Source organism: Mucilaginibacter sp. L196, from assembly GCF_009765905.1.
Classification (GTDB): domain Bacteria; phylum Bacteroidota; class Bacteroidia; order Sphingobacteriales; family Sphingobacteriaceae; genus Mucilaginibacter.
On record NZ_LMUO01000019.1, the window covers coordinates 284,816 to 309,219 of the forward strand.

22 protein-coding genes are annotated in these 24,404 nt (G+C 41.1%); 10 read left to right on the top strand and 12 right to left on the bottom strand.

Translation table 11 applies throughout. The features are described from left to right. Window positions 1–105: 105 nt before the first annotated feature. From GSQ74_RS17760 to GSQ74_RS22915, 3 genes are all read right to left on the bottom strand, one after another. Window positions 106–828 (bottom strand): RluA family pseudouridine synthase, encoded by a 723-nt coding sequence (locus GSQ74_RS17760; RefSeq protein ID WP_158995565.1) that lies wholly within the window; start codon window positions 826–828, stop codon window positions 106–108. Window positions 829–907: 79 nt separating this feature from the next. Then, window positions 908–1,723: a 3-methyl-2-oxobutanoate hydroxymethyltransferase gene (panB, locus tag GSQ74_RS17765; protein WP_158995566.1), complete on the bottom strand. Its 816-nt coding sequence runs from the start codon at window positions 1,721–1,723 to the stop codon at window positions 908–910. A gap of 541 nt (window positions 1,724–2,264) precedes the next feature. Then, the gene (locus GSQ74_RS22915) at window positions 2,265–2,390 is read right to left on the bottom strand and encodes a hypothetical protein (protein ID WP_256366310.1); all 126 of its coding nucleotides are present in this window, start codon (window positions 2,388–2,390) and stop codon (window positions 2,265–2,267) included. A gap of 152 nt (window positions 2,391–2,542) precedes the next feature. Here GSQ74_RS22915 and carA point away from each other — a divergent pair, with 152 nt between their 5' ends. Further along, window positions 2,543–3,643 (top strand): glutamine-hydrolyzing carbamoyl-phosphate synthase small subunit, encoded by a 1,101-nt coding sequence (gene carA / locus GSQ74_RS17770; RefSeq protein ID WP_158995567.1) that lies wholly within the window; start codon window positions 2,543–2,545, stop codon window positions 3,641–3,643. A 452-nt stretch (window positions 3,644–4,095) separates the two neighbouring features. On the opposite strand, the gene GSQ74_RS17775 is transcribed toward carA, so the two are convergent. After that, window positions 4,096–4,635 carry a hypothetical protein gene (locus GSQ74_RS17775; RefSeq protein ID WP_158995568.1) on the bottom strand — a complete coding sequence of 180 codons (540 nt, stop codon included), beginning with the start codon at window positions 4,633–4,635 and terminating at the stop codon, window positions 4,096–4,098. 564 nt (window positions 4,636–5,199) lie between these two features. Here GSQ74_RS17775 and GSQ74_RS17780 point away from each other — a divergent pair. Further along, window positions 5,200–5,964, top strand: a complete 765-nt coding sequence (locus GSQ74_RS17780; RefSeq protein WP_158995569.1) for an ABC transporter ATP-binding protein — start codon at window positions 5,200–5,202, stop codon at window positions 5,962–5,964. A gap of 121 nt (window positions 5,965–6,085) precedes the next feature. Further along, window positions 6,086–7,222, top strand: a complete 1,137-nt coding sequence (locus tag GSQ74_RS17785; protein ID WP_158995570.1) for an ABC transporter permease — start codon at window positions 6,086–6,088, stop codon at window positions 7,220–7,222. 81 nt (window positions 7,223–7,303) lie between these two features. Here the strand turns inward: GSQ74_RS17785 and GSQ74_RS17790 are convergent, their stop codons facing one another. Then, a complete protein-coding gene (locus GSQ74_RS17790) occupies window positions 7,304–8,794 on the bottom strand; it encodes a GH1 family beta-glucosidase (RefSeq protein WP_158995571.1) in 1,491 nt (496 codons plus the stop codon). A 249-nt stretch (window positions 8,795–9,043) separates the two neighbouring features. On the opposite strand from GSQ74_RS17790, the gene GSQ74_RS17795 reads away from it, so the two are divergent. The 4 genes from GSQ74_RS17795 (at window position 9,044) to GSQ74_RS17810 (ending at window position 12,255) form a co-directional block, all read left to right on the top strand. Further along, window positions 9,044–9,433, top strand: a complete 390-nt coding sequence (locus GSQ74_RS17795) for a hypothetical protein (protein WP_158995572.1) — start codon at window positions 9,044–9,046, stop codon at window positions 9,431–9,433. 216 nt (window positions 9,434–9,649) lie between these two features. Further along, window positions 9,650–10,948, top strand: a complete 1,299-nt coding sequence (gene eno / locus GSQ74_RS17800; RefSeq protein WP_158995573.1) for a phosphopyruvate hydratase — start codon at window positions 9,650–9,652, stop codon at window positions 10,946–10,948. A gap of 246 nt (window positions 10,949–11,194) precedes the next feature. Then, on the top strand, window positions 11,195–11,713 hold the full coding sequence (lspA, locus tag GSQ74_RS17805) for a signal peptidase II (protein WP_158995574.1): 519 nt from the start codon (window positions 11,195–11,197) through the stop codon (window positions 11,711–11,713). 11 nt (window positions 11,714–11,724) lie between these two features. Next, window positions 11,725–12,255, top strand: a complete 531-nt coding sequence (locus GSQ74_RS17810; RefSeq protein ID WP_158995575.1) for a hypothetical protein — start codon at window positions 11,725–11,727, stop codon at window positions 12,253–12,255. Window positions 12,256–12,630: 375 nt separating this feature from the next. Here the strand turns inward: GSQ74_RS17810 and GSQ74_RS17815 are convergent, their stop codons facing one another. Next, window positions 12,631–13,296: a hypothetical protein gene (locus GSQ74_RS17815; RefSeq protein WP_158995576.1), complete on the bottom strand. Its 666-nt coding sequence runs from the start codon at window positions 13,294–13,296 to the stop codon at window positions 12,631–12,633. A 202-nt stretch (window positions 13,297–13,498) separates the two neighbouring features. Between GSQ74_RS17815 and GSQ74_RS17820 the strand changes: the two genes are divergently transcribed. Together GSQ74_RS17820 and GSQ74_RS17825 are read left to right on the top strand one after the other, a co-directional pair. Next, window positions 13,499–14,821 (top strand): DEAD/DEAH box helicase, encoded by a 1,323-nt coding sequence (locus GSQ74_RS17820; RefSeq protein WP_158995577.1) that lies wholly within the window; start codon window positions 13,499–13,501, stop codon window positions 14,819–14,821. Window positions 14,822–15,019: 198 nt separating this feature from the next. Further along, a complete protein-coding gene (locus GSQ74_RS17825) occupies window positions 15,020–15,319 on the top strand; it encodes a septum formation initiator family protein (RefSeq protein WP_158995578.1) in 300 nt (99 codons plus the stop codon). Between the two features lie 113 nt (window positions 15,320–15,432). Here GSQ74_RS17825 and GSQ74_RS17830 read toward each other — a convergent pair whose 3' ends face one another. The 3 genes from GSQ74_RS17830 to GSQ74_RS17840 all read right to left on the bottom strand — a co-directional run bounded on the left by GSQ74_RS17830 (window position 15,433) and on the right by GSQ74_RS17840 (window position 18,506). Further along, window positions 15,433–16,908, bottom strand: a complete 1,476-nt coding sequence (locus GSQ74_RS17830; RefSeq protein WP_158995579.1) for a PAS domain-containing sensor histidine kinase — start codon at window positions 16,906–16,908, stop codon at window positions 15,433–15,435. Between the two features lie 531 nt (window positions 16,909–17,439). Then, window positions 17,440–17,988, bottom strand: a complete 549-nt coding sequence (locus tag GSQ74_RS17835; RefSeq protein WP_158995580.1) for a DUF5606 domain-containing protein — start codon at window positions 17,986–17,988, stop codon at window positions 17,440–17,442. 80 nt (window positions 17,989–18,068) lie between these two features. Then, complete coding sequence (locus GSQ74_RS17840) at window positions 18,069–18,506, bottom strand: peptidylprolyl isomerase (RefSeq protein ID WP_158995581.1); 438 nt, start codon at window positions 18,504–18,506, stop codon at window positions 18,069–18,071. 409 nt (window positions 18,507–18,915) lie between these two features. Here GSQ74_RS17840 and GSQ74_RS17845 point away from each other — a divergent pair, with 409 nt between their 5' ends. Then, window positions 18,916–20,097, top strand: coding sequence for an asparagine synthetase B (locus GSQ74_RS17845; RefSeq protein WP_158996465.1), 1,182 nt, complete (start codon window positions 18,916–18,918; stop codon window positions 20,095–20,097). 248 nt (window positions 20,098–20,345) lie between these two features. On the opposite strand, the gene GSQ74_RS17850 is transcribed toward GSQ74_RS17845, so the two are convergent. The 3 genes from GSQ74_RS17850 to lpxK are packed head-to-tail and all read right to left on the bottom strand — an operon-like array spanning window position 20,346 to window position 24,290. Further along, window positions 20,346–22,439: a putative porin gene (locus tag GSQ74_RS17850; RefSeq protein ID WP_158995582.1), complete on the bottom strand. Its 2,094-nt coding sequence runs from the start codon at window positions 22,437–22,439 to the stop codon at window positions 20,346–20,348. Continuing rightward, window positions 22,439–23,254: a purine-nucleoside phosphorylase gene (locus GSQ74_RS17855; RefSeq protein ID WP_158995583.1), complete on the bottom strand. Its 816-nt coding sequence runs from the start codon at window positions 23,252–23,254 to the stop codon at window positions 22,439–22,441. The genes GSQ74_RS17850 and GSQ74_RS17855 overlap by 1 nt, the downstream gene beginning before the upstream one ends. Further along, complete coding sequence (gene lpxK / locus GSQ74_RS17860; RefSeq protein ID WP_158995584.1) at window positions 23,217–24,290, bottom strand: tetraacyldisaccharide 4'-kinase; 1,074 nt, start codon at window positions 24,288–24,290, stop codon at window positions 23,217–23,219. The genes GSQ74_RS17855 and lpxK overlap by 38 nt, the downstream gene beginning before the upstream one ends. Between the last annotated feature and the right edge of the window lie 114 nt (window positions 24,291–24,404).

Below are 24,404 nucleotides of genomic sequence, written 5' to 3' on the forward strand. Positions count from 1 at the left end.
TATATAAGCAGGTCGGCCTTGCATGTTTTTTCTGTACAGTATAGAGATTGCTTCGTTCCTCGCAATGACGCTTTGAGTTATGTCAATAACGTGGAGGAAATATATTTACCCCATCATCCCTTCAAACTTTTCCCAAAAACCATCCCGGGGTACGGGGGCGGTAATTAAAATAGACTCTTTTTTGATGGGATGGATGAATTGCAGGCGACGGGCATGCAGGCAAATGCTTTTGCGCAGACTGCCGCGGGGATAGCCATATTTATTATCGCCTACTATAGGGCAGCCGAGGGTTGATAACTGTACCCGTATCTGGTGTGGTCGGCCTGTGATTGGATCAACCTCTATTAAATAGTAGCCGTTTAACTCGCCAACCAGTTTGTAGTTTAATTCGGAGCGCTGGCTGCCGGTTACCTCACGGTCGTGGGCTTTGGTTACGTTTTTTTGTGGATTTTTGATCAGGTAATGCACCAGGTTACCTGTAATAGGGTTTGGCCTGTTGCGTACCACCGCATAATAAGTTTTATGCATTTCGCGGCTCTTAAACATTTGATTGATGCGCTCCAATGCTTTGCTGGTTTTGGCAAAAAGTATTACGCCGCTTACCGGCCTGTCTAACCTATGTACTACACCTAAAAACGCGCCGTTTGGCTTATTGTACTTTTTGGCGATGTACTTTTTTACCTTATCATCTAACGACTCATCGCCGGTATCATCAACCTGTACAATATCGCCCGCGCGCTTGTTAATGGCTATGAGGTGATTATCCTCATACAGCACATCGTCGTCGGTAATATCGTAGTTGGTGTATTTAAATTCGGTTCTGGCCATTTTATAGTCTGAAAGTCCGTAAGTCGGTAAAACCGAAAGTCCGGAAGTTGTTATACTCCCCCCTTCAGGGGGGCGGGGGCTAATATTGCTCCTTTTCGTTTGGAAAGCTTTTGGCTTTCACATCACTTACATAGTTTTTGATAGCGCCGTTCATGATGTCGTATAAATCAGCATATTGACGAAGGAAACGGGGTTTGAATCCTTTGTTAATGCCCAACATGTCATGGATTACTAAAACCTGTCCGCTACAGGCTTGGCCTGCGCCAATACCGATGGTTGGGATGCTGATCATATCGGTTACTTCGGCGGCAAGTTTAGCAGGGATTTTTTCCAGTACTATTCCGAAACAGCCTAGCTCTTGTAGCTTTAAAGCGTCTTCTTTAAGTTTTTTGGCTTCTTCTTCGTGCTTGGCACGCACAGTATAGGTGCCGAATTTATAGATAGATTGGGGTGTTAAGCCCAAGTGCCCCATTACAGGTATTCCCGCGGTTAAAATGCGACTAACGGATTCCGCTATTTCAACGCCGCCTTCTATTTTTACGCCATGCGCGCCGGATTCTTTCATGATGCGGATGGCGGAGTTTAATGCTTCTTTTGAATTTCCCTGATAAGTGCCAAAAGGTAGATCGACTATTACCAAAGCGCGCTTTACCGCACGAACAACCGATGAAGCATGATAGATCATCTGATCCAGCGTGATCGGCAGGGTGGTTTCGTGCCCGGCCATTACGTTGGAGGCTGAATCGCCAACCAATATAATATCCATGCCTGCATCATCAACAATGGAGGCCATCGAATAATCATAAGCGGTAAGCATGGCAATCTTCTCGCCACTGTTTCTCATCTCCTGTAATATATGCGTGGTGATGCGCTTAACTTCTTTGTGTACAGACATAGTGTTTGTTTATGAGAAGCAAAGGTGGGAATTATTTCGGATTTTTTACTTTCGTTTGTTTTTACCGGTGTTCAAGAGGGCTACGCCGTTTCGGATTTTCAATTTGGGATTTTATTTTCGGGCACATACTGTACCACGGTACAAGTGAAACACCTGGTACATTTGGTACACTTTTCGTCCCAAAAACGTCCGAAACAGTGGCAAAAAAGCGGTTATTAGATTGTTTTTAAAGTGAATTTTGAGCGAAAAATGGTTGTTTTAGACCGAAAAGCGATTGAAAAACGCCTATTTTTGTTGATTTTTCGCTGTTTTTTGATGGAAAATTGAGTGTTTTTGTGTGGTTTGGGAATACTTATGAATTGTTTTATCACAGAGTTCACAAAGAAAAATACAGAGGTTCGCAGAATTTTGTTTCACTTTGAAACAGTGCACTCTTAATAAACTTGTCATGCTGAGGAACGAAGCATCTATCCGCTAATCTGCAAAATGGTGAGTCTGTCGATAGATTCTTCGCTGTGCTCAGAATGACATAGGGCCCGCATTAGGGATTGCAACGGATACCGGCCCTCGCGCTTAATGCCTCGTGTAGTATGAGTGCAAAGCCCGGGCCGCAGGCAATGCCCAAATCCTCATCAATTTCTGATAATCCAATTACAATAAAATTCAAAATCACTCTTTTAAACCCCAAAATAAAATCATACTTTTGCAGCGTGAAAAAAGAAGTTTCTTACTTCATTTCTGCATCCTTAAAAGGGGCTTGTCATCCTGAGCTTAGTCGAAGGGCTAACCAACCCATTAATCATTCTATTTTTTTAACAAATGACTTACTTCACCCAACTACCGGCTGTATTATTACTGGCTGACGGAACTGTGTTTTATGGCAAAGCTGCCGGAAAAATTGGTACTACTACCGGCGAAATATGCTTTAATACCGGCATGACCGGCTACCAGGAAATTTTTACTGACCCATCGTATTTCGGTCAGATTATGGTGGCCACCAACGCGCATATCGGTAATTACGGTATTGCTGATGCTGAAGTTGAATCGGGGCAGATACAGATTGCCGGTTTGGTTTGTAAAAACTACAATATTAACTACAGCCGTAAACAGGCTAACGAAAGCATACAGGATTATTTCCAACAGCAGAACATCGTAGGTATCAGCGATATTGATACCCGTCAGCTGGTTCGCCATATACGCGATAAAGGTGCGATGAACGCGATTATCTCATCAGAAATTACTGATATTGAAGAGCTAAAAGCTAAGTTAGACCTGGTGCCATCAATGGATGGTTTGGAGCTATCTTCACAAGTATCTACCAAAGAAACCTATACTTTTGGTGATGAGAACGCTAAATACCGTGTAGCGGTGCTTGACTTAGGTGTTAAGAAAAACATCCTGCGCAATTTTGATGATCGTGATGTATATGCTAAGGTTTATCCTGCAAAAACAACATTCGAAGAAATGGAAAAGGATTTTTCGCCATCGGGTTACTTCATCTCAAATGGTCCCGGCGACCCGTCGGCTATGCCTTACGCTATTGATACGGTGAAAGAGATATTGGCGGCAGGTAAACCAATGTTCGGGATATGTTTAGGTCACCAGTTATTGGCTTTGGCTAACGATATCCCAACCCAAAAAATGTTTAACGGTCACCGCGGATTAAACCACCCGGTAAAAAATATCATTATTAACCATTGCGAGGTTACTTCACAAAACCACGGTTTTGGCGTAGTGCCTGAAGCGGTAAGGGCATCAGACAAAGTTGAGATTACCCACGTTAACTTGAACGACCAGTCGATTGAGGGAATACGTGTAAAAGATAAAAAAGCATTCTCGGTACAATACCACCCGGAATCATCTCCCGGCCCACATGATAGCAGGTACTTGTTTGATGACTTTATTAAGTTGATGAATTAAGAGATTCATATATTATATGATAGAAAGGTCAGGATTAAATCCTGACCTTTTTTGTTTAACGTCATTGCGAGGTACGAAGCAATCTCTATGCTATACAGAGTAACTATTTCTTGTCTTAACCATGATTTTCCTGATTTAAGGATGACCTGAAAATGCAAGTCAAATCAAGGAAATCTTTTAATCCTATAAATCAAGGTTCAGACAAAATAAAAGCACTGTCCAGACGTCACCGCGAAAATCGGCATCGTCTGGCTCGGATAGCATAGACCCAACTACAAGAACTAACAGAGGCAGGCGCAGCCGGGAGTTTTTCTTTGGTTACTTTCTTTTTGACGGCCAAAAAGAAAGTGACGCTTAGCGCAGCAATACCAGAGAAAGGTAAGCCGTATAGTCTGTACAGTATAGAGATTGCTTCGTACCTCGCAATGACGCGTGGTGATGGGTTGTTGCTTTCATTTCCCTAAATAATACCCCGGCACTTTCAATCCTTTCTTTTCTACATCCCAAATAATGCTTGATACCTTCCAGCCGGTTGGTGTTTTGATGAGTTGAAAACTGTTTACACCTGTTTCGGTACTATCTTTCTTTTTGCTGTTGGTTGCTGACGTATAGCTACTGATGCGCTGGGCTATTTTGCCGAATTGCTCGTTTTTTCCGAAGATTTCTTTTTCGCTATAAGCATAAACGGTATCAGCTTCTACAAATGAGCGATACAGGTAAACAAACTGATTAATGGTAAATACCTGCGTTGTATCAGAGCCGTAATTGATCAGTTGTGCCTGCGGGATAAAGTGCGTTTTGATGGCTTCGTAATTCGGTGTATCGCCTTTTTTAAAGGTTACAGATGCATAGGCATCATGTACGGCTTGGGTGATAGCTTCATCGTCAGGTACGGTATAAACGGCTGCGGAATCGGTAACGGGTTGGGTGTTTTTGGTATGGCAGGCGGTGAGGGCGATTATGCAGGTGCTGTATAGGAGGAGCTTTTTCATGGTATTGGTATTAGTGTTAATAATATAAAGATGTAAAAAAGAATTGTCATTCTGAGCGGAGCGAAGAATCTGTACGGGTGTAAACTACTTTACAGATTCTTCGCTCCGCTCAGAATGACAAGTGGGAGATAGAAACATTCATCGGCAAATTTCCGCCATTCACCGACAGTTTTTCAAGCCTCCCCAATTAGCGCTAACGGTGAGGACGTTGTATGTGCATTTTTGAATCATAAACAATAAACACAATGGAAAAGCTACTCACTATTCATTTAATAAATTTCGCTGTACATGCGGCGGAACAGTTGCATTCGATATTGCTTACAATGGGGCACCTGGTAAAATAATAAGGCATATGGAACGGATTACTACCTTTTACAATTATCTGCAAATAAATCTGTTTCGCATTGTGGCTGCGGTTTTGTTTAATTGGTATTAAGCAAGCCCCACCCAAACCCTCCCCGGAAGGGAGGGCTTTTATAAGCATAAAGTCAAAGTCTCCCCTACCGGGGGAGATTTAGAGGGGGCAGTGTTGGTTATATCATTAATCTATCGCATTTTTGCGCCATGGCTAAACAACCCATTATTACCGTAAATAACCTGGTAAAAAACTACGGCGACTTTAATGCCGTAAAGGATATTAGTTTTGAAGTTTACGAGGGCGAGATCTTCGGGCTGCTTGGCCCGAACGGGGCCGGGAAGACTACCACTTTAGAAATTATTGAAACCCTGCGCGACAAAACATCCGGCACTATTACCGTTGATGGTTTTGATATTGAGAAGGATGCCGCCAGTATCAAGAAACGCATTGGCGTGCAGTTGCAGGCAGCGGGATATTATCCTAACTTAAATCTTTCTGAATTAATTGAGCTGTTCTCGGGCTTATATGGCGTTAATAAAACACCTATGGAGATGCTGGAAAAGGTTGCCTTAACCGATAAAGCCAAAGCTAAATACAAAGAGCTTTCGGGTGGACAAAAACAGCGGTTTTCTATCGCTACTACTTTAATAAACGATCCCCGTATTATATTTTTGGATGAGCCAACTACAGGGCTTGATCCGCAAGCGCGCCGTAATTTGTGGGATTTGATCAAAGAAATTCGCGATAGTGGAACTACCGTGGTAATCACCACGCACTACATGGATGAAGCCGAAATACTATGTGACCGTGTTGCCTTTGTTGATGGCGGCCGCATTATAGATATTGATACACCTGATAATTTTATTGATAAACTGGTTGCCACCGGTTTCGAGCGTAAGAAAGAAGTGAAGCTAGCCAACCTGGAAGACGTATTTATTAATTTGACAGGTAAGGAGTGGAGAGAAGGGTAAGTAGCCCCCAGCCCCCTCTAAATCTCCCCCGGTAGGGGAGACTTTTATTAGACTTTAATTTTTAAAAGTCCCTCTCTACCGGAGAGGGATTTAGGGTGAGGCTCTAATGACACAATGACCAATGAACAAACCATATAGTAATTTTAATGCGACCCTGGCTATTGCCAAGGCCAGTTTCCGATCGATATTGCGCAGCCCTTCGGCGGTGATATTTACGCTTTTGTTTCCATTGATATTTATTTTGGTGTTCGGCTTTATTGGCGGCGGCGGTATAACTGTTGATTTGGGCGTGGCTAAAGGCAGTGATGTAAATAACCCGATATACAAAGCTTTACAAGGTTCAGGTGTTATTCATTTGGTAACTAATGAAACTGCAGAACAGATGAACAAGGATCTGGCTAAAGGACACTTGGACGCTATTCTGAATATCACTAAAAACGCTACTAGCTGGCCCGTTTATGCCCCGCTACAGGGTAAGCCACAATCGCCACCTTTTACGGTGAATGTGCAGTATACTAGCGCTTCGCAGGAAAAAGGGAAGATATTGAACTCGTTAGTAAGTGGTATTTTGTTTAAGATGAATGCTGCAATGGCGAAAAACGCGCCACCTGCACTAGCTGAGTTAAAAGAAACCACCGTAACCGTTCGTGCCTATAAAACAATCGACTTTATTTTACCGGGACAATTAGGCTTTTCGCTGCTGAGTACCGGTGTGTTTGGTACGGCATTCGTGTTTTTAAGTCTGCGCCAAACGCTGGTTATTAAACGCTTTTTTGCTACCCCGGTTAAGCGTTACAGTATTGTTGTAGGCGAGGCCTTGGCGAGGATCACCTTCGCGCTGATAGGTGCGGCATTTATATTATTGATCGGGCGATTTGCTTTTGGTTTTACACTGATACATGGCTTTGTCACTTTTATTAATATGCTGATATTATCCTTTATTGGGGTGGTGGTATTTATGGGTTTCGGCTTTACGGTATCCGGTATCGCCAAAAATGAAAGCACCGTACCGCCGATTGCTAATTTGGTTACTTTACCGCAGTTTTTATTGTCGGGCACGTTTTTCTCTATAACTGTTTTCCCAACTTGGTTACAGCCTATATGTAAGGTGTTGCCATTAACTTTCCTGAATGATGCCATGCGCCAGGTAGCTTTCGAAGGTGCAAACCTATGGGATGTGAGTCATCAATTGTTTTACCTGTTGCTTTGGGGCATCGGTATTTACGCGGTGGCGGTTAAGGCGTTTAAGTGGGAGTAGGGTGAACCAGGATTTAACGGATTTTTGGGATTTTAGGATAGTCCCACAAATCCCTTAAATCCTGGTTCAGACATATCATCCTTACACCACCTTGTTATCCCTCGCCAATACTTTAAAGTATGCGGCGCTTTCTTTCGGGATGCGTTCCAGCGTTTTATAATCTACATAATATAAACCGAAACGGGTACCATAGCCGCTGGTCCATTCAAAATTATCCATTAGGCTCCAATAAAAATAACCTTTTACCGGTACACCTTCGGCGGTGGCTTTTTGCAACTGTGTAAGGTAGTTGCGCATAAATGATACCCTGTCGGTATCGTAAATATGCTTGTCAGGGGTTAATTCATCTGTTCCGCTAGTGCCGTTCTCGGTAATATATAATTCCCTTACGCCCCATAGCTTGTGTACATTTTTTGGTGCCCAGTATAGTGATTCCGGACCCAATACCTGCCATGCCGAAGTGCTCCGCGGTTGCGACTTAGCAAATGGCAATGTTTTATAGCCATCTTCATTATCGGCAGCCTGTACATAACCTGCGGGGTTGTATACATTTATCCCCACAAAATCCAATGGCGAACTGATGATCTTCAGGTCTTCTTCGGTAAACTTTGGCGCATCGGCACCAGTTCTTTTCAGAAACTTATCGGTGTACTTTCCTTCCATTACCACGGTGAGGTAACCTGCGTTCTCCTCCCGCATAGCAATTTCTGCAGCTTTGATGTTTTCCGGTGTATCAATTATTGGCACCGGTACACTTAGGTTTTCCGCAAGCCCTATCTTAGTCCCCGAAGGCGCATTTGCCCGTATAGCCTGTACAGCAAGGCCGTGAGCCAATACCGCATGGTGGCGCACCTGGTTAAGGCCGGCTTGCGGTAATTGTAAGCCGGGTGCAAATATACCATTGCCATAACCCAGCTCAACAAAGGTGCTCATTTCGTTAAGGGTAAAATAATGCTTAACCCTGTCGCCCAGTTGTTTGGAAATAAAGCCCGCATAGTCACCAAATGCCTTTGCTGTCTCGCGAGATTCCCAGCCTTTGTATTTATCGTGCAGGGCTTGTGGCAGGTCCCAATGGTATAAAGTTGCAAAAGGCTGGATGTCGTTTGCCAGCAGGTCGTCTGTTAATCGTTTATAAAAATCTATCCCTTTTTGATTTGGTGTGCCGGTGCCATCCGGAAAAATACGCGACCAAGCAACCGAGAAACGGAATATTTTTACATTCATATCCTTCATTAACTTAATGTCAGATGGGTAGCGGTGGTACATATCGCAGGCAACATCGCCGGTATCATTATTCTTAACCTTGCCGGGGATGTGTGAAAAAGTATCCCATATGGTGGTGCCGCGGCCATCTTCGTTTACCGCTCCCTCAACCTGGTAGGCTGCGGTGGCTGTTCCCCACAAAAATCCTTCAGGAAAACTGCGTTCGCTGATATTTGCTAGCGCCGCCTCTACAGGATTTTTAAATGAAATAAGTGCAGGAGCTACAGATAAACCGGCTGCCGTTAAGCCGGCTGATTTTAAAAAATTCCGCCTGCCTAAAATTTTTTGATCATTTTTTGATGTTGACATATGGGTATTTGTAATGGGTTTATATTTATGATTGTTGAACGAAAATATTTTGATGGTTATACAAAACTAAACCTGTGATCAGTTCGATGCATTTTTATAAGTTTTAATTGGTGGAGTAATGATAGTATAATATTGATAAACAACAAAATATTATTGCTTCTTTTTGAAGCGAAAAATTATCTGAACCTGAATTTGGGTGATTTTTTTGATTTATAGGATGAATTACTATCTTAGAGTAAAGAAACAGATATGAAACCAATCCTAATTATAGCATTACTATTTGTATTTTCTTGTTCGTTCATTTCACATGGACAGTCCTATATTGGTCAGTATAGAGAATCGAATAATATTAAATCCGACACGTTGGTTGATATTAAAACAGGGATAAGGTTTATTGTGGATAGTAACAGGATTTACGTTAAGGCAATTGATAAACGCGGAAAACAATTATGGAAAACTGACCCTTCAGTTGATAAAAAACTACCCGAATATAGGTTTAAACGACCAGTCATAGTTTATTTTCAATTCCAAAAATCACGAAATAGCGAAATCGAAGAGATCGGGATTGGTTATAACAACAGCCAATTTGGTTATATCGATAAAAAAACAGGCGCATTTCAGTTCGCGGGGCAAGATTAAAGTTTCCGAGAGACCCTGCGAGAGCAAATGATTTACCACACCACATTCCGTAAATTCTTTAATTCTATAAATTCCGGTTCAGACATTCCTCCCATGTTAATTTAACGTTAATCTTTATTTATTTTGCCTGAGTTTTATTTGAAAGTGTATATTTGAAAAGTATATAAACCTGGTGTATTGCTTACACTATGTATTTATCAAATTAATTTACTGAAAATGAGCTTAATAATTGATGTCCATGCCCGCCAAATTTTAGATTCGCGCGGCAATCCTACCATCGAGGTAGATGTATTAACTGAAAATGGCGCCTTTGGCCGTGCTGCTGTACCATCAGGTGCATCAACGGGTATCCACGAGGCTGTTGAACTTCGTGATAACGACAAAGCTGTTTACATGGGTAAGGGCGTTTTAAAAGCCGTTGCCAACGTAAATGATATTATAGCTAAAGAATTACAAGGTGTTGATGTATTCGATCAGGGTACTATCGACAAAATAATGATCGAATTAGACGGTACTGAAAATAAAGGTAAACTTGGTGCTAACGCTATTTTAGGTGTTTCATTAGCTGCTGCTAAAGCTGCCGCGCAGGAAAGCCGCCAGCCTTTATACCGCTACATTGGTGGTGTAAACGCTAACACTTTACCTATCCCAATGATGAACATCGTTAACGGTGGTTCACACTCAGATGCGCCTATCGCGTTCCAGGAATTTATGATCATGCCGGTTGGCGCTCCATCATTCTCTGAAGCATTGCGTTGGGGGACTGAAGTATTCCACACCCTGAAAAAAATATTACATGACCGTGGTCTTTCAACCGCGGTAGGTGATGAAGGTGGTTTCGCACCCAAATTTGAAGGTACCGAAGATGGCGTTGAAACCATTTTAAAAGCGATTGAAAAAGCAGGTTACAAACCAGGTGTTGATATTTTCATCGCGTTTGATTGTGCTGCTTCTGAGTTTTACAAAGACGGTAAATACGATTACACTAAATTTGAAGGCGAAAAAGGTGCTATCCGTACCAGCGCTCAACAGGCAGATTATTTGGCTGAATTAGTAGCTAAATATCCTGTTATCTCTATTGAAGATGGTATGCACGAGGATGATTGGGCTGGCTGGAAATTGTTAACCGAGAAATTGGGCGATAAAGTTCAGTTAGTTGGTGACGATTTATTCGTAACCAACACCAAACGTTTACAAAGAGGTATCAATGAAGATATCGCTAACTCTATATTGGTAAAGGTTAACCAGATCGGTTCATTAACTGAAACCATTAACGCGGTAACTTTAGCACAAACTAATGGTTATACTACTGTAATGAGTCACCGCTCTGGCGAGACTGAAGACAGCACCATTGCTGATTTGGCAGTAGCATTAAATTGCGGTCAGATTAAAACCGGTTCAGCTTCACGTTCAGACAGGATCGCTAAATACAACCAATTGCTTCGTATAGAAGAAGAATTAGGCGAAAACGCCAGATTCATTGGTAAGGATTTTAAATACTACAAAAAACGCTAATTGACTTAGCTGCGTGAGCAGTTGATTAAGTTAATAATATAATTGAAAGCCCCGTTTATCGGGGCTTTTGTCTGAACCATGATTTGCTTGATTTCTTTGTCTGAACCTTGATTTTTAGGATTTATGGATTGCCTTGATTTTTAAGTAATACAGGTAAATCCTTTAATCCTAAAATCAGGCAAATCAAGGTTCAGACAAAAATCAACCTAATCCTCAAAATCCCATAATCGTGTTATCTTTGCCCCCATGAAATCAAATAAGTTTGTAAGAGCTTCTATCATCATCATCATACTGGCCTTTAATATCGGTTGCGACCAGGTTTCTAAATCCATAGCGCGTAAGGATTTGCCCGATAATAAGGTTATCGGTTTTTTAGCTAACCACGTAACGTTGGAAAAAACGGAGAATACAGGCGCATTTTTAAGTATGGGCGATAATCTTGGTGGCCCGGTTAAATACGTACTGTTGATGGGATTACCTTTATTAGCGTTATTAGGCGCCCTGGTTTATATCATCATTAAAACAGATATTACCAAAAATACCTTACTGGGTATTATTATGGTTATTGGCGGTGGCGTGGGTAACCTTTACGACCGTGTATTACATGGCTCTGTAACCGATTTTATGCATATTGATTTTATAATCTTCCAAACGGGTGTGTTTAATGTTGCCGATATGTCGATTATGGCGGGGATGGGAATTATCTTGGTTGATTCTTATTTAAAGCGGAGAGAAGAAAAAAGGCATTTGGTTGTTGAGGAATAGTATATAAGCATATGTATTTTAAACAATTAATATCCAAATACATAACCGGGAACATACCAACAGGTGAAATGGCTGAATTTGCTTACATAGGTATGAAGGAGGGTTATGATTCTCCATCATTACATATACTTGCTGGTTTAGAAGACATAGAAGATTCTTACGAGGCCGACAAATGCTTTAAATTAACTCTTAATGAATTAGGGCTTATTATTCCGGATAATAGACAAGCCGCATTACAATATGCAGCTGCGTTAGCTGAACAAATAATAAATGATAAAGCTGATGTTTACCATGGAGTTTATGAAATTATAAATACTGCGATTGGTAAGTACGATTTTAATAGTGAGAATAAACAACACGTTTACGATAGTATTTTCTTTGACGAAGTATATGGCATTTATCACACCTATGAAGATTTGTTAGCTGCTAAAGTTGATTGGGTAAAAGATAAGTCAAATGAGGAATTAATGATTGAAGTTAAAAAGGAGTTATTTGAAGCATTAATAGTCTGGAATGATAAGATAAAAGACTTGATTGTTTAGTTCCACACATTCTTCTAGGATGATCTGAAATCTGTTATACTTACGAAGTTTCAAAAACTTCGTAAGTATTAATCATCACGGTTCATCTTTTCGCGTTAGGGGTAGCAACGGATACCAGCCCTCGCCTAAGGCCCAATGTCATTAAGTTAAGCCCCACCTAAATCCTCCCCGGTAGGGAGGACTTAAAAAAACAAACGCGGGCGAAGCTAAAGTCTCCCCTTCCGGGGGAGATTTAGAGGGGGCTATATGCTTGGCGCCCCCTTAACTTAATGACATTGGCCTAAGGCCAGCAGGCGTATGAGCGGATGACCCGGCCTACAGGGAAACGCCCGTTTTAATTCAAAATTTAAAAACCTGACTCATACCTCCAACTCATTAATAATTATAATCCACAAATACTTTTATTCCCACAGCAATGGCAAATATTATAATTGACAGATAGAATATGTTTCTGCCATGTTTGCGATCATGATCATTGTAATCATAAACCTTTTCGCCATTAGGTAATGTTTTTTTGGATGAAAGCAAATGCCAGCCTATAAAAATGCCTAATATGCCACCCAAAAAAGCCGCCATGTAGCCTACAACAATCCAGATGGTTTGCGGGGTTTCGGGCTCTTTTAACTCCTCAATTCTTTTTTCCTTAAGCTCTGCCAGGTATTTATCATTTATCGTAATGCCGCGCTCGGTAAGTATTTTTTGGGCTAGCAGATAATCAAAAGCACTCCATTCATCGGCTTTGGTTATTAAATCTATTAATTCGTCGTTGGTAAATTTGAATAAATAATAATCTGCTTCAACCTCATCAATATTCGTGGTTTCTTCTTCAACTAAAAGCTGATTAACCTGTTCAAAATCCTCGCTTTTTATTTTAACGGCGTATTCGTTTGCCAGTTCATTATTCAATACAAATGTGGGATTAAACGTTAACGACTCCTCCTCAATGGTATATGTAATGTTATGCCGTTGTAAAATATCGGCAAGGTTGTTAGCCAAAGCTATATCATTAAATCGTTGATAGGTGATAAAATCAGGCTCCATTATTTACAAACTTTAGGTTGCTCAATATAAATAAAGTAATATCAAAATGAAGCATATATGTTTCACAAACATGTGATTATGCCTGTTGCCAATAAAAAAGCGTATCTTTGCGGAATAATACCCGTTCGCTTACGGTTTTGATCATTGAAACTCTTCAGATCCGCTTATGCAATCGCGTTAGCACATATATTAAAAACATTACATGTCATTCGAAAAATTAAATTTAATTGAGCCTATACTCAGGGCTTTAAAAACTGAGGGATATACTACACCTACGCCAATACAGGAGCAATCCATCCCTATTATATTACAACAAAAAGATTTATTAGGCTGCGCGCAAACCGGTACCGGTAAAACCGCGGCTTTTGCTATACCTATTTTACAGTTATTGTATAACGACAGGTTGCAGCACAAAGAACAAAAAACAATAAAGGCTCTAATACTTACCCCAACCCGCGAGTTGGCTATACAAATTGGCGAAAGCTTTACCGCTTACGGTAAACATACCGGCTTAAAGCAAATAGTAGTTTTTGGTGGTGTATCACAAAACCCACAAGCTGATGCTATCCGCCGTGGTGTTGATATTTTGGTAGCGACGCCTGGTCGTTTATTAGACTTAATGCAGCAACGCATAGTTCACCTGGATCACATTAAAATGCTGGTTTTAGATGAAGCCGACCGTATGCTGGATATGGGTTTTGTGAATGATGTTAAAAAGATCATTGCTAAAGTGCCTCAAAAAAGGCAAACATTATTCTTTTCGGCTACTATGCCTAAAGAGATACAAACACTTGCTGATACCATCCTAACCCGTCCTGAAAAGGTTGAGGTTACCCCGGTATCATCAACGGCTGATACTATACAACAGCAGCTTTTTTATGTGGAGAAGAACGACAAACGTGCATTGCTTAACCATATTTTAAAAGATAAAGAGATTAAAACTGCATTAGTATTTACCCGCACCAAGCATGGCGCGGATAAAGTGGTTAAAGACCTTGTAAAGGTTGGCATCACTGCTGAGGCTATACACGGTAATAAATCGCAAAATGCACGTCAGCGGGCATTAACTAACTTTAAAAACCGTACTACACGTGTGTTAATTGCTACCGATATTGCCGCCCGTGGTATTGATATTGATGAGCTTACCCACGTAATAAACTACGAATTGCCTAATGTGCCTGAAACTTATGTACACCGTATTGGCCGTACAGGCAGGGCAGGAGCAAGTGGTATTGCGCTTTCTTTTTGCGATGCAGAGGAATTACCTTTCCTGAAAGACATACATAAACTAATTGCCAAACAAATCCCTGTTAACGAGGAGCATCCTTACCCGATGAGCCCGCAGAGCATGGTTGCTAAAGCCGAAGCTGCAAAATCAGCAGGTGGCGGCGGTCGTGGTGGCGCACCTAAACGTGGCCGTGGCTACGGTAACAAGGATCGTGGTCGTGCTGCTAGCGGTGGCAGCGGCATGAGCGGTGCCAGTAAAGGCAGCAGCTGGGGCAGCAGAGGCGGCAGAAGAGATTAATGATAAGTTCCCCTCTTGAGAGGGGTTAGGGGTGTGTTCTGCGAAATGTATAACACACCCCTGCTATTACACTTATCCATCGCGCCCCCCTCGAGAGGGGAACTTTAACTGCGATGGTAGGTTTGTTAATAAGTTAATAATCCCTATTGCGGCAATCAAAGTTTTGCTTTAATTTTAAATAAATTAATTGCCTGTTGTATGCAACGCCTTTTTCTTCTTTTTAAGAATAAGTTTTTTTGGGTTACCGCGGCTTTTTTGGTGTGGATGTTGTTTTTTGATAAGAACGATCTGCTATCGCAATTCCAATATCATCAGGAAGTTAGTAAGCTGAAAGTCGAACGCGATTTTTATACTAAGCAAACTGCCCAGGTTACTAAAGACCTGAGTGAGTTGACATCAAACCCCGCGCAATTGGAGAAATTCGCTCGTGAGAAGTACCTGATGAAGAAGGATAACGAGGATGTTTTTGTGATAGTGAAAGACAAGCCTTCGAATTAAGGAGCTGATAAAATTATAAAACAAAGCGTCATTGCTTCGTACCTCGCATTGACGCTTTGTTTTTGTGATAGTGAAAAACAAACCATCGAACTAAATTCAGCTCCTGCTAAAAATTAAGTAAGTTTTAACGTGAATTTGGTGCCTACATTTACGGTGCTTTCAATCTTAATAGTACCGCCTAATGATTCTACCTGGCTACGGGTAATAAACAGGCCAATACCTTTAGCATCGGCATTTTTGTGGAAGGTTTTATACATCCCGAAAACTTTGTCGCCATGCCGTTCCAGGTCAATACCAACACCATTATCTTCAAATATCATGTAGGTATGCCCATTCATTTGAAAGGTGTAGCATTTTATTAAAGGGGCATGAGTTTGCTGCCTGTATTTTAATGCGTTAGTTAACAGGTTTTGAAATATGCTTTCCAGGTATGCAGGGATGTAATTTATCTCGGGGCTTTCGCTAAAATCAAACTCAACCTGGGCATCAACGTCGGTAATATTACTTTGCAGGGCGCCAATTACCTGTTTAAATATTGTTTCAAACTGAATTATGGTTTTGTCATCATTTATCTCGGCCTGTATCTGGACGATCTCTTCCAGGTGTTTAACCGTTGTGTTAAGGCTTGAGCTTATTGCTTTTATGTGTTCAAATACCTCCAACTTTTCTTCAGCAGAATCAGTTTCGGTATACAGATTCACCATAAAATCAAGGTTGCCGGTATGCGACCTCAAGTTATGGGAAACCATATAAGCGAAGTTCTGCAAACGCTTGTTTTGATCGTGGGAGAGCGTTAAAGAGCTTTGTGTAGTTAATTCTCTTTTTTTGCTTTCGTTGATGTCCTGCAGCATACCCCGGATGCTGACGCACTTGCCCAGGTTATCAATAATAGGTATAGCCTTAAACCTAACCCATATCACCCTGTTTTTGGCTGTACGGAAAGGTAATTCCAAATCAAATGCATGGCATGACTTTAGAATGTTTTCAATAGCATTACTTACCTGAGGGCGATATTTCGGTTCAAAAAAACTTATAGCTTCATCAACAGTAAGGGTAACCGTATTGCTGATCTCAAATATATCATACCCTTCTTTAGAGAGGGTTAAATTCATGGATTGGATCTCGATCTCCCATAAAGCTACTTTTGCCAGCTTGCCGGCCTCGTTAAACCACAGATCTTTTTGGGCGGCGTGGTATTCGGCTATTTTATAGGCGTTTATATTAACGATAAAGCCATAAACTTTAGGGATTGAGGGGTCAGTGCTTCGCTGACTTGAACTTTCAAACCATTGATAGCCATGCTTGGTTAGCAACCTTATTTGTACGGTTGATATATTGCTTTGATTGCGTTCAGTAATAGATTTAATATAGGCAGCCTTATCGCCATGGTAGAGCAGGTGCTCATAAAAATAATTGTACGACGATTCAATCTCACCGGGTTCATAACCTAACACCCGGTAAAACCCGTCGTACCATTTAACCTCATTAGTATTGATGTTAAACTCCCAGATCCCCGCATTTGTATTATTTACCACATGAGTAAATTGGGATGCACTATCTGTTGGATTGTGATCGTCAGTAAAACTCATATATTAATTAGTCCATTCATAACGCATATGCACATGTAAAATATGTGCCACTAATATCAATTTCGCTTATTTAAAACCTCAGGTTGTAAATTTTATAATATAGATTAAAATCCAGATACCAAATATACTAATGATATAATATAAATAGCTATAAACAAGCTGTTTACAAGTCTTATTTTGGTCACATTGTATAATTGTTGTAACCAATAGTTAATTAAATGAGGCATACTTTAAAGCAAATTTTTAACTAATTTTTCTTTTAATAAATATGATGCCTTTATAGGTGTATAATGAACAGTTTTATATAACCAAATAGAAATCTGTTATTAACTATCAGGAAATATGATCATTGTAAAAAAATTTCCTAATAATTTATTTGTACAGATTAATGGGCATAAGTATTTATCCACATTCTAGTTTATAATGGCTTTTAGGGTAGGTATACGGGATAAGCTTTAGGTATGTTGTATAACCCATAGCTGTGTATTGAGTTATACAGCTATGGGTATAGTATAAGGGAGCGTGCGTAAATTACTCAGCTCTTCTGGGTTTTGCAGTAACTTTTGGCTTGGCAGTAGCCTTTGGTGCAGGTTGTTTTGTAACCGCTTTAGGAGCAGTAGTAACCGCCTTTTTAACAGCAACAGCAGGTTTTGCAGTATCAGAATCAGCTTCTTCAGCAGCAGGCGCCTCGGTAGCAGGTGTTTCGTTAAACAAAGGCATATCTTTAAGGATATGGAACCAGTTAACGATCTTTTTCATATCAGATGCGTAAACCTTTTCCTCATCATGATCCGGCGCAACTTCCAGAAAAAATTCTCTTAGTTTTTTACCGTCTGTTTTAGAATCAGGAACGTTTGCCGCGGTTTTCATTTTAGCTAAAACATCGGTAAGCTTAATATCATCGTTAAAACCAAAAATGGTAATCTCATCTAATGCAGCCAGTTTAGCTGTTGAAAGGTTGGCCACTAATTTAGTTTTTTGCGCATCAAGGCTTTCCAATATAAAGCCTGTTTTGTTTTGTGAAAGCGCTTTCCACAATCCCGGTTTGCCGGATACTGCTACTATTCCCTGTAAGTTCATGTTTGGTTGATTGGGTTGAATAGGTTGATTAAGTGAGTAGTTAAAAACCAATCAACTTAATCAACCTATTCAACTGTTCACTAGTCTTCTATTACTTCTATGCTTAAAATCTTATCATTTTGGCGGATAGCGTCAACCACGTCAACATTCTCAATCACTTTACCAAAGCAAGTATGGTTGCGATCTAAATGCGCGGTATTTTCGCGGCTATGGCAAATGAAGAATTGTGAACCACCAGTGTTACGGCCTGCATGAGCCATTGACAATACACCACGATCATGGTATTGGTTTTCGCCTGTTAATTCGCAATCAATTTTGTAACCCGGGCCACCAGCACCTGTACCGGTTGGGTCGCCACCCTGTACCATAAAGTTAGGGATAACCCTGTGGAAAGTTACGTTGTCATAAAATCCTGATTTAGCCAGTTTTTTAAAATTAGCCACTGCAATAGGGGCATCATTATCATAAAACTCGACAGTCATGTCGCCTTTTTCGGTTTTAATAATCGCTTTACTCATTTGTGATTTTTATATAGTTGGCAAATGTAATAAATTGAGGTGAAAGGCGAAAGGATAAATAGTGGTCGGTGATAACACCATAGTGTCCGGAAGATTAAAAAAGGGTGTCATGCTTCGAGTGCCTTAACATGACACCCCCTTTCTTTTTTATAAAAAATCATTTGAAAACCTGATCTTCCGAGTACCTATGACGAAAACACCGACCACAAACTGAATATATTGTCTGAACTTGAATTTATTGAATTTTAAAATTACCAGAATTCTAAAAATTAGAGTTCAGACAAGGTTATTCCATAATACCAACCACAAATATTCGTTAAATTTGAACATGCTTCGCCCCAAAACACTTTTAACTTTCACCTTTTTACTTTTAACGGCTTTAGCTAGGGCGTCTTCTATCCTTATACCAATGGATGATGAGCAGAAGGATTGTTTAAAATCATACGGAATTGCTTTTTGGGTATTGAAAAATAGTCAGGAAGTGGATTGGCTGCTCAATTACCGTGGCGGCAGCTTTATGATGAAGTATGATAAAAAGATTGAGGATGAGTGCAACATCCGTGGTGTAAGCTACGAGGTTTTGCCGGATGCCAAGGTGAACGAGATTATTACCGAAGTGAGTGACCCATCCGTCAACATGGATATTGTGAAGCTGGAGAAAGCGCCTAGGATGGCGGTGTATTCGCCGAAGGATAAGCTGCCCTGGGATGATGCCGTTACGCTGGTTTTAAAATATGCCGAAATACCTTATGATGTGGTTTATGATGAGGAGGTGATCCGTGGTGATCTGCCAAAATACGACTGGTTGCATTTGCACCATGAAGATTTTACGGGGCAATACAGTAAGTTTTACGGCGGTTTTCGCTATGCGCAGTGGTATAATGATGATGTACGCAACCAGGAGGCTATGGCGCATAAGCTGGGCTTTAAAAAGGTATCGCAAATGAAGCTGGCTGTTGCCGAAAATATTAAGAATTTTTGCGCGGGGGGTGGTTTTCTATTCGCCATGTGCTCAGGAACGGATACGTTTGATATTGCCCTTGCCGCCCACAATACAGATATATGTGAAAGCATGTTCGATGGGGATGCCGCCGACCCAAACGCGCAGTCGAAACTGGATTTTAGCGAGACTTTCGCTTTTCAGAATTTTACTATTGATATGAACCCGCTATCGCATAGCTTTAGCAATATTGATGTTACCCCAACTCGCCAGGTTGATCAGGCGCATGATTTTTTTACGCTGTTTGATTTTTCGGCTAAATGGGATGTGGTACCGAGCATGCTTACACAGGATCATGAGAAAGTGATTAAAGGGTTTATGGGCCTTACCACAGCCTTTGACGAAAGTAAAATAAAGCCCGGCGTTATTATTATGGGTGAAATGAAAACGGGTAACGAAGCGCGTTACATCCACGGCGATTATGGCAAGGGACAATGGACTTTTTACAGCGGCCATGATCCTGAAGACTATCAGCACATGGTTGGCGACCCGCCCACTGATCTGCATCTGCACCCTAACTCGCCGGGGTATCGATTGATTTTGAATAATGTGTTGTTCCCGGCGGCGCATAAGAAGAAACAGAAGACGTAGTCTTTGCTTTCTTTTTTGTTGTCATTGCGAGGTACGAAGCAATCGCGAACTATGCAAAGCAATTTTTCTACGTGCGATTGCTTCGTTTCTTGCAATGACAAAGTTCTAATATTCATTGTCATTCTGAACGCAGTGAAGAATCTTCTAAAAGAGGCAAGCGAATATGCAAGACGGCTTTGCAAATCGAAGAAGATTCCTCGTACTTCAGAATGACAAGGTGGTTAGTATCTACCACCATAACAATTCCTTTAGTTAAAGAATGTCCACGATACACCGAATTTAAGTTGGGCATCTTCGTTAGGGTAGCGGTTTACGCTGTAGGAGCCTTTGCTAAACAAACCCTGGTTGGCGTAATCATACATTACAAACAGATTGGTGCGCATTAGGGTGGCTTTTATAAATACCGTAGCTTTTGGGTATGATGAAAAGGTAACATCCGGTCCGTTATAAAATTGACCCAAGCCTACCGCGTATGATGGGGCAAGATAGCTGGTATTGTAGCGTATATCGGTGCCTATGCTGGTGTTGAGTACGTTAAATAATAGTTTTGAGTAATACAAGCTGGTGTAAGTATACAAACTGGGTGTGCGAAGCGTGCCCTCATTATCGGTTTTTTGATAAACAATGGTATTGTTAAAGTGCCATCTTCTCCATTCCAAATTTTTTGATAAAGTTATTTTAAGCAGGTTTATAGGGCTGCTTAATTGCGCGGGGTGGGCGTCGTTACTGTTAGCATCCGCAGTGAAATACAGGTAATCGGTTAACAGGAAGTATTCGGCTTTCAGATCAAGTTGCAGGGCGTTGTTGATGTAGTTGAACGATGCGCTGTTGGTTTTTTGATTGGCAAATGAGTTATGGAATATGTAGTGGTTGGAAACCCAATCGGTATACACCAATGGTGGCGCGGCGCTTTGGGTATAGGCATCCAATATAATTTTACCGGCTTTGTTGTTACCTGCCAGCATTAGCTTAAAATCATATAAAAAGTCGCCAAAATCGCGGCCTTGTACTATCTGACTAATATTGGCTTCAAAGGCTGCGCGGTTACTAAAACTATAGCCGAGCCGCCCTTTAAGGGTTAAATCCTCAAACGAATTAGATTGTTGTTTATCGGCCTGGACTATCTGTATCCCATATTTGTTTACGGTGGAATCGCTCACGTATTGGGTGTATTGGTAAAAATCCTGTGTAAGCCCTACGTCTAATTTTATTACATTTTTTGCTGCCTTACTTCTTAACGCAAAACTGTAAGCAAAATCATTTTGAAAATGGTGTACGCTTAGCGAATCGCGCGAGCGGTTTGAGCTGAAATAATAATCGGGAAATACATGGGCTGTATCCTGGTCGTTTTGCAAAAACTCATACGTTTGTACGCTGTAATGGAAGGTATATGATACGCGTTGTGTAGGTACAACTTTAGCGGTATCGCCACCTTTGGCAACGGTATCAACACGCCCTATGTAGTAAAATTGCTTGATGTAAATACCGTTATCGCGCCAGTTTTCGTAGGTGTTGGGCAGGTTTACGGGTATGGTAGTTTTATCTAATACGGATTCTGTAAATAGATTATTATAGCCTTTTGACAGGCTGCCTGTTTCGGGCGCTTTAACGTTGTTTAGCATTATATTGGCCAACATATTGTAGCGCCTGCTTTTGGATTGATACCAGCTAAATAAGGCCGCGTTTATATTACTTACGTTTTGCCCGAGTACACCATTAGTTGAGTAAAAACCACGCGAACCCAAAAAGTTAAGGTTGAAGCCCATATTCCAGTTGGGCTTAATGTTTTGGGTATGTATTATTTTAACTACCTGTTCGGCCGTGCCCCCGGTAACTAAGCTTAGCACGGTATAGGGCACTCGGGTATTATAATAATTAATATCTTCAGGATGCAGCACATACAAATCAAGCGAATGCTGGCCCACATCAAATCCAATAGTTTTTGATGGCTCAAATAGCAGGTCGCGTGCATCTAAACCTAAGTGGCCGAGGCTTATTTTAGGGTCGCCGGGTTGGTATAGGGGGCTGTAATTTTCAAAGTTATTGATAGTAGTATCCAGCGGAAAAACCTGGGTACTATCCCGTAATAAGCGCTCATTAGTTACCTTAACAAATTTATTCGTAAAAATAACGCTGTCGCGTTTAGCTTCTTCCTGTTTACGTAGGGTATCAATCTCCTGGTCGGCGGTTAGTTGTTTAACCTGCCTGTGGGTGGTATCGGCAAAAGGTGATACCTGCTGGCCAGTTTGTCCATAGCCTGTTTGCCCCGGTATTTGGGCAAAAGCTCCCTGTGCAATTAATGCTATCAGTAATATTAGTAAGTATTTTAATTTATGAGGCATTAAAAACCAGCTATTAATTCTTTAAGTATTAAGGTCATTTTGGGTTCAGCTTCCTGTGCGATAGCCAGTATTTCTTCTATGGAAACAGGATTAAGCACCTCTGGAAAGCCCTCGTCGGTAAGTACTGATATGGCAAATACCGGCAGGCCCATGTGGTTTGCCACTATTACTTCGGGTACTGTACTCATTCCTACGGCGTCGCCTCCAATTATTCGTAAGTATTTATATTCAGCCTTTGTTTCCAGATTTGGGCCGGTTACAGCAACATAAACTCCTTTATGGCAGGTAATATTGTTAGCCTTAGCAATATCAAGCGCTTTATTTATAAACTCAGGGTTATAAGGCATGCTCATATCCGGAAAACGTGGGCCAAGCTCATCTTCATTACGGCCAACCAAAGGGTTTTGCGGTTGCAGGTTGATGTGATCGTCAATAATCATCAGATCGCCTTTTTTAAAATCAGGATTTAATGATCCGCTGGCATTTGATACCAACAGTTTTTTAATGCCCAGCATTTTTATCACCCTAACCGGGAAGGTGATTTGCTGCATGTTATAACCCTCGTAATAATGTAAACGGCCCTGCATGGCTACAACCTTTACCCCGGCAAGCGTTCCGAATATTAATTTACCGGAGTGAAATTCTAACGTTGAAATCGGGAAATCAGGTATGTTGCCATACATTAGTTGTTTTTCAACTTCAATTTCCTTTACCAGGGCGCCAAGGCCTGTGCCTAAAATTATACCCACCTCGGGTTCAAAATCGCCAATGCGGTTTTTAATGTAACTGGTGGTGTTCTGTATATTCTGTAACATAATTTAATACAAATTGATCGAACTGTTGTTGCCCGTTATTTAAAAAGCTGATGCCTATTGGTAGTACCAAAATGGGCAAATCTTTTATTAACGGTAGCAATTCATTTGTTGCCAGGCGTTGCGCGTCTTTCTCTGTAGTGATGATAACTTTATGAGGTTGTACGCACGCGGCAAAATCATCAGCAAGTTTACTGATATTTTTTAAGCTAAAGCGATGATGATCGGGATATTTATGGTGGATAATTTGTTGTGTATAGGTTTTTAAATATTGTACCAGCGGATGGGCATTCGCGATCCCGGTGAGCAGGAAAACAGTAGTATCTGCGGTTAGCTTAGTATCAGCCACTTCGCCTTTTAGTGTTTGCAGCGGCTGATAATTGATCGATGTGAAAAACACTTGTTGATGTGTAAATGGTTTTATACGATCTAAAACCGCGGTTTGCTCATGATTAGTAAGTTGCCCCGGGCATTTGGTAATGATGATGGCATCGGCACGTTTGCGCCCGCTAAATGACTCGCGTAAGTTACCTGCAGGTAAAAGCAGGTGCGGCTCTTTTACGCGGTTATAATCAAATAATAATAAACTTAAGCCGGGCTTTACAGCACGGTGCTGGTAGGCATCATCTAAAATAATTAGATTATGATCGGCTTGAAGATTTTTAATACCTACTACGCGGTCTTCACAAACAGCTACGGTAATGTCCGGGAATTTTTGGTGAAACTGGCCAGGCTCATCGCCAATAAGCGATGCAAGGCTGCGCGTTGTGTTATTTGAGGCTACCAAATAGCCTTTGGTTTTACGGCCGTAGCCGCGACTAAGCGTTGCCAGTTTATAATTATTTTTAAGCAGGCGTACCAAGTACTCCGTCATGGGGCTTTTGCCTGCACCGCCAACATCAAGGTTGCCTACTGATATTACGGGGATATAGAACTTGCGGCTTTTAAAAATACCTGCGTCAAAGCACCAGTTACGGATGGTAACCACCAAACCGTAGATAAGTGAAAAGGGATATAGCAGCGGGCGCAGGTACTTCATAAATCGCGGTAAAGATAAGAAAATAGAAGATGTGGTAGTCAGGTTCCCAGTTCGAGGTAAGTGCCATGTAAATTATATCACGAGCATAAACAATTAGCTATTTAAACTCTTATA

Excerpts from the sequence above, each read along its gene's own strand:
- GSQ74_RS17780 (WP_158995569.1), top strand. The coding sequence starts at position 5,200 with ATGGCTAAACAACCCATTATTACCGTAAATAACCTGGTAAAAAACTAC.
- GSQ74_RS17785 (WP_158995570.1), top strand. The coding sequence starts at position 6,086 with ATGAACAAACCATATAGTAATTTTAATGCGACCCTGGCTATTGCCAAG.
- GSQ74_RS17810 (WP_158995575.1), top strand. The coding sequence starts at position 11,725 with ATGTATTTTAAACAATTAATATCCAAATACATAACCGGGAACATACCA.
- GSQ74_RS17850 (WP_158995582.1), bottom strand. The coding sequence starts at position 22,439 with ATGCCTCATAAATTAAAATACTTACTAATATTACTGATAGCATTAATT.
- panB (WP_158995566.1), bottom strand. The coding sequence starts at position 1,723 with ATGTCTGTACACAAAGAAGTTAAGCGCATCACCACGCATATATTACAG.
- GSQ74_RS17760 (WP_158995565.1), bottom strand. The coding sequence starts at position 828 with ATGGCCAGAACCGAATTTAAATACACCAACTACGATATTACCGACGAC.
- GSQ74_RS17835 (WP_158995580.1), bottom strand. The coding sequence starts at position 17,988 with ATGAACTTACAGGGAATAGTAGCAGTATCCGGCAAACCGGGATTGTGG.
- GSQ74_RS17820 (WP_158995577.1), top strand. The coding sequence starts at position 13,499 with ATGTCATTCGAAAAATTAAATTTAATTGAGCCTATACTCAGGGCTTTA.
- GSQ74_RS17855 (WP_158995583.1), bottom strand. The coding sequence starts at position 23,254 with ATGTTACAGAATATACAGAACACCACCAGTTACATTAAAAACCGCATT.
- lspA (WP_158995574.1), top strand. The coding sequence starts at position 11,195 with ATGAAATCAAATAAGTTTGTAAGAGCTTCTATCATCATCATCATACTG.
- GSQ74_RS17775 (WP_158995568.1), bottom strand. The coding sequence starts at position 4,635 with ATGAAAAAGCTCCTCCTATACAGCACCTGCATAATCGCCCTCACCGCC.
- GSQ74_RS17795 (WP_158995572.1), top strand. The coding sequence starts at position 9,044 with ATGAAACCAATCCTAATTATAGCATTACTATTTGTATTTTCTTGTTCG.
- GSQ74_RS17845 (WP_158996465.1), top strand. The coding sequence starts at position 18,916 with ATGGATGATGAGCAGAAGGATTGTTTAAAATCATACGGAATTGCTTTT.
- GSQ74_RS17825 (WP_158995578.1), top strand. The coding sequence starts at position 15,020 with ATGCAACGCCTTTTTCTTCTTTTTAAGAATAAGTTTTTTTGGGTTACC.
- carA (WP_158995567.1), top strand. The coding sequence starts at position 2,543 with ATGACTTACTTCACCCAACTACCGGCTGTATTATTACTGGCTGACGGA.
- lpxK (WP_158995584.1), bottom strand. The coding sequence starts at position 24,290 with ATGAAGTACCTGCGCCCGCTGCTATATCCCTTTTCACTTATCTACGGT.
- GSQ74_RS17830 (WP_158995579.1), bottom strand. The coding sequence starts at position 16,908 with ATGAGTTTTACTGACGATCACAATCCAACAGATAGTGCATCCCAATTT.
- GSQ74_RS17790 (WP_158995571.1), bottom strand. The coding sequence starts at position 8,794 with ATGTCAACATCAAAAAATGATCAAAAAATTTTAGGCAGGCGGAATTTT.
- GSQ74_RS17840 (WP_158995581.1), bottom strand. The coding sequence starts at position 18,506 with ATGAGTAAAGCGATTATTAAAACCGAAAAAGGCGACATGACTGTCGAG.
- GSQ74_RS17815 (WP_158995576.1), bottom strand. The coding sequence starts at position 13,296 with ATGGAGCCTGATTTTATCACCTATCAACGATTTAATGATATAGCTTTG.
- eno (WP_158995573.1), top strand. The coding sequence starts at position 9,650 with ATGAGCTTAATAATTGATGTCCATGCCCGCCAAATTTTAGATTCGCGC.